At 56.6% G+C, this 835-nt stretch carries 3 protein-coding genes; all 3 read right to left on the bottom strand.

What is annotated here, in order from left to right:
* A partial coding sequence (locus EH240_RS40330; protein ID WP_425374881.1) for a Gfo/Idh/MocA family protein occupies window positions 1–145 on the bottom strand: 145 nt, incomplete at its 3' end.
* Window positions 142–591 carry a Gfo/Idh/MocA family protein gene (locus EH240_RS37160; protein WP_245436715.1) on the bottom strand — a complete coding sequence of 150 codons (450 nt, stop codon included), beginning with the start codon at window positions 589–591 and terminating at the stop codon, window positions 142–144. The genes EH240_RS40330 and EH240_RS37160, both read right to left, overlap by 4 nt.
* A gap of 67 nt (window positions 592–658) precedes the next feature.
* Window positions 659–835: a TOBE domain-containing protein gene (locus EH240_RS40325; protein ID WP_425374880.1), complete on the bottom strand. Its 177-nt coding sequence runs from the start codon at window positions 833–835 to the stop codon at window positions 659–661.

Raw genomic sequence — 835 nt, 5'->3', positions numbered from 1 at the left:
CGATGTGTTCAGGCGCTCCGAGCACGTCAAAGGCGAACGAAATGGGGTAAATGGCGAGATCAAGCAGGGCGCCTCCGCCGAGTTCCAGAGCGTTGAGCCGATGATTGGGATCGCCAGGCAGGTCACGAGTATGATCGGCGATCACCGAATAGATCGTTCCAAGCACTCCTGATGCGATGATCTCCCGGATGCGCAAATATGAGGAAGGAAGCGCGTCCACATCCCCTCCATCACGACCAGGTTTTTCGCAGAGGCGAGATCAACGACCTTGCGCGCTTCCCGTGCATTGATCGTGAACGGCTTTTCGATGAGCACGTGCTTGCCGGCGGTCAGCGCCTTAAGCGCGTTGTCGGCGTGCATCGGATGGGGTGTAGCCACATAGACAATATCGACCTCCGGGTCCGACAAAAGGTCCTGGTAGCTAGCGTGCGCGTTGGGAATACTGAAACGGCTGGCGAACTTGTCGGCTCCTGCCTGTGTTCGAGAGCCGACAGCGGAGACACGATGACCGGCAAGCTGCAAATCCTGGACAAAGAGATCAGCAATCCAGCCGGTCGCTAGAATTCCCCAACGCAATTCGGCGTTCATCATCTTACCTCAAGGCTCGGCTGTGAATTCAACTTTGTAGGTGTCGCGCTGCATGAGATATTGACTAGCCTCACCTACTTGCGTCGAACGCGACCCGCGTGCCGCTGGTCGTGTCGAAGAAATGCAGATGTTTCGGATCGAAGCGGACGCCGACGTTTTCCCCCATGTGCACTTTGGTATTTTTGTCGGTCTTCACGGCGACCAAGTGTTTGCCGACCTTTACGGTCACCAGCGTGCTGTCGCCCAA

Source organism: Mesorhizobium tamadayense, assembly GCF_003863365.1.
Lineage (GTDB): Bacteria > Pseudomonadota > Alphaproteobacteria > Rhizobiales > Rhizobiaceae > Mesorhizobium > Mesorhizobium tamadayense.
The sequence above is the reverse complement of the archived record's forward strand: the minus strand, read 5'-3'. Positions and strand labels throughout refer to the sequence as shown.